The following is a 3,445-nucleotide window of genomic DNA, read 5'->3' on the forward strand; positions in this document are numbered from 1 at the left end:
ATCGCGTCATCAACCATGGCGTGCCGGTCGAACGCGTCGAACGGGTGACCGGCAGGCGGGCGCAGCGGATGCGGATCGCCACCGCCAATGCCCCCGGCACCACCGAGGTCGAGCGCGACGTCGTGCGCATCTACCGCCCGGCGGAGACCAAGCTCGAGTCGGTGAAGGTCGCCGAGCGCAACAATGCCGGGCTGCGCCGCGTCGCCAAGCCGGGCAAGGCGGCCCGGGCTGACTCCCCTGCCCAGGTCTCGCCGCAGCGCCCACAGGCGCAGCAGCCGAAGGAGAAGAAGGGGAGCGCTGTGCAGATCCCGGTGGCACCGCGCCTCCCACCGGCACCGCCGAAGGTGAACGAGCGTCAGTTCGAACGCGAGCAGCAGGAGCTCAAGGCGAAGCAGCAGAAGCAGCAGCAGAGTCTGCAGCAGACGCAGCGCCGTGAGAAAGCGCAGGTTTCTTCCGAAGCGCCGAAGCCGGGCAAGGGCAAGGCCGCGGGCGCAGAGCAAGGCGAGCCGCAGCAGGCGGCCGAGGGCAAGGCCCAGAAGGCGCCCAAGGCGGATGCGCAAGAGGTGCAGAAGCGCCACGCGGCGGAGCTCCAGGAGCAGAAGGTGCTGCGCGAGCGCACCGCGGAACAGCTGAAGAACCGGCAGCAACTCCAGCGCCAGGCGGCGCAGGCCACGGCCGCCGAGCAGGCGAAGGAGAAGGGTCAGGCACAGGTTCAGCCCCCGAAGCAGAAGCAGGGCGGCAAGGCGAAGGCGGCAGATGCGACCGCCGAGCCGAAGAAGCAGAAGAACCCGAAGCAGAAGGACCCGAAGGATCAGGACGACCAGAAGCCGCCGACAGGCGTCTGAAGCGTCGCAGCTCCGGGCCGGTCGATCGATTCGTCGATCGCCGGCCCTTTCTCCGTCTTTCGGATTCGTCGGTCCAACAGCTCGCTAGGCCCCCGCAGGAGAGCTCAGCACCTGTCGAGCAGGTCGCGCACGTTACGGCGGAGGAGCTCCAAGGGGAAAGGCTTGGCGAGAAAGGCGCGGCCGGTGGCGGCGAGCCCGGCCTTTGCGACTGCCTCGTCGCTGTAGCCGGAGATGAGCAGCACCTTCAACTGCGGGTGCATGCGCTGCGCGGTCTCGGCGAGCTCGGTTCCGCGAACGCCGGGCAGGATGACGTCCGTGATCAGGAGGTGAATCGGGTTCGGATGGTTGATGAGGAGCCTCTCGGCGGCGACGGCGTCGCTGGCGACGAGGACCGTGTAGCCGCTCTTCGCCAAGACTCGATGCAGCAACTGGCGCAAACCGGCCTCGTCTTCGACCAGCAGCACGGTCTCGCTGCCGCCGACCCGCGGCGTGGCTACAGCGGCGGGCGCGAGTTGGGCAGCTTTCGGCTCCGTCGCTCGCGGCAGGTAGACGCCGAAGGTCGAGCCTTCGCCGATCGTGCTCTCGACGGCGACGAAGCCGCCGCTCTGCCCGACGATGCCGTCCACCGTCGAGAGCCCGAGCCCGGTACCCTCTCCGACCGCCTTGGTGGTGAAGAACGGCTCGAAGATCCGCGCCTGGGTCGCGGCATCCATGCCCGCGCCGGTGTCGGTGACCGACAACACGACATAGGGGCCGGGCGGAACCGGCGACAGTCTCGGCGTCTCGAGTGCAGTGACTTCGCGGTTCTCGGTCGCGATGTCGATCCTCCCACCTCCCGGCATGGCGTCGCGCGCGTTCAGCACCAGGTTCATGATCACCTGCTCGACCTGGCTGGCGTCGGCGACGACCGTGCCGAGATCCGCCGTCTTGTGGGTCGAGAACACGATGCGCTCGCCGAGGAGCCGCGGCAGCATGCGCTCCATGTCGGCAACGACGGCGTTCAAGTCGAGAACCTGCGGCAGCAAGACCTGCTTGCGCCCGAAGGCGAGAAGCTGGCGGGTGAGGCGACCGGCCCGGTCGGCGGCGAGAAGGATCTCCTCCACCCCTTCGTGCAGCGGTCCCGATGCTGGCAGTTCCTGTCGCAGGAGCTCGGCGTACCCCAGGATCACTCCGAGGAGGTTGTTGAAGTCGTGGGCGATCCCGCCGGCGAACTGGCCGACCAGCTCCATCTTCTGCGAGCGATGGAGCTGGCGCTCGAGGAAGACCTGCTGCGTGACGTCGCGTTTCATCGCGACGTAGTGACGGATCTCTCCTTCGCCGTCGCGCACTGGCGAGATCGTAGCGGTCTCCTGAAAGCGCCGGCCTTCCCGGGTCAGATTCTCGAACGTCCCCGTCCAGGTGGCGCCGCCCGAGATCGTCGCCCACAGGTGGGCGTAGAACTCCCGGTCCTGCTTGCCGCTCTTGAGGATGCTCGGATTCGCGCCGAGGGCCTCCGCCTGGCTCCAGCCCGTGAGGCGCTCGAACGCCGGATTGACGAAGACGATGCGGCCCGAGGCGTCGGTGATGACGATCGAATCGTGCGCCTGTTCGGCGGCGCGGGCGAGGAGCGCGTGCGCCGCTTCCGCCTGCTTGCGCTTCGTCATGTCGCGCACGTTGCACTGGATGACCGCCTTGCCGCCCACCTCGTAGACGTTGCTCACGAACTCGACCGAGATCTTCGCGCCCTGGGCCGACTCGAGCGGCAGGTCGTCGTAGCGGATGTACTCGTTGACCTGGAGCTCGCGGAAGTTCACCTTCGAGGCGGGGATGTCCTTGAACGGGCCGAGCTCCCAGATCTTGAGGCCCAGGATCTCGCTGCGCGTCAGGCCGAGGAGCTCGCAGAGAAAGGGATTGACGTCGTCGACGGCGCCGGTGGCGGCGTCGAGGATCAGGATCCCGTCGCGCGCCGCCTCGAACAGCCGGCGATAGCGCAGCTCGGAGGCTTCGAGGCGCTGTTGCCACAACGCTCCATCGCTGGGTAGGCCGGCTTCGGCGGTCAACTGGCGGGACCCTCCATCGATTCAGCCCTGTCAAAGTATGGCGGAACGAGACTGTGGAAAAGCGGACTTCCTACTCAGGATGGCGGCGTGCGGACTGGGTAGAAACTACCTAGCCACCAGCGCGGCGATCCGGCGCCTCCCCGAGGACTACCCGGACCCGATGCTCTCGCCCGTCGTCGAGCAGGGGAATCGCTTCCGGGTCGACCGGCGCCCCATCGAGCTCCGCGCTCGCGACGCCGCAGCAGCGCAGCTCCGGGTTCGCCACTTCGATGGCGTAGCGCGAGGTCCCGAAACGCCAGTCGATCGTGTAGCCCGGCCACGACGACGGGATGCACGGTTTGAGGGTAAAGAAAGCGCCGCGGCGCACCAGCCCGAGCATCCCTTCGAGCCCGACCCGGTACATCCAGCCGGCGGAGCCGGTGTACCAGGTCCAGCCGCCGCGTCCGCGGTGCGCCGGGTGGTCGTAGACGTCCGCCGCGACGGCGTATGGCTCGGTCATGTAACGCGCCACCTGGCTCGGCGTGCGCGTATGGTTGATCGGATTCAGCATGTGAAAGAGCT

The 3,445-nt window shown here is 68.0% G+C and carries 2 protein-coding genes and 1 pseudogene; 1 reads left to right on the top strand and 2 read right to left on the bottom strand.

All coding sequences use genetic code 11. The features are described 5' to 3' along the window. Positions 1-845 (top strand): annotated as a pseudogene (locus KBA23_RS16340) (hypothetical protein); the annotation flags it as partial. A 104-nt stretch (positions 846-949) separates the two neighbouring features. Here KBA23_RS16340 and KBA23_RS16345 read toward each other — a convergent pair. Next, positions 950-2,884 carry a PAS domain-containing sensor histidine kinase gene (locus KBA23_RS16345; protein ID WP_290743206.1) on the bottom strand — a complete coding sequence of 645 codons (1,935 nt, stop codon included), beginning with the start codon at positions 2,882-2,884 and terminating at the stop codon, positions 950-952. Positions 2,885-2,993: 109 nt separating this feature from the next. After that, on the bottom strand, positions 2,994-3,445 hold a 452-nt coding region (locus KBA23_RS16350), incomplete at its 5' end, for a hypothetical protein (protein WP_290743209.1).

This window comes from Amaricoccus sp. (assembly GCF_017995835.1).
In the GTDB taxonomy this organism is placed as follows: Bacteria; Pseudomonadota; Alphaproteobacteria; order Rhodobacterales; family Rhodobacteraceae; genus Amaricoccus.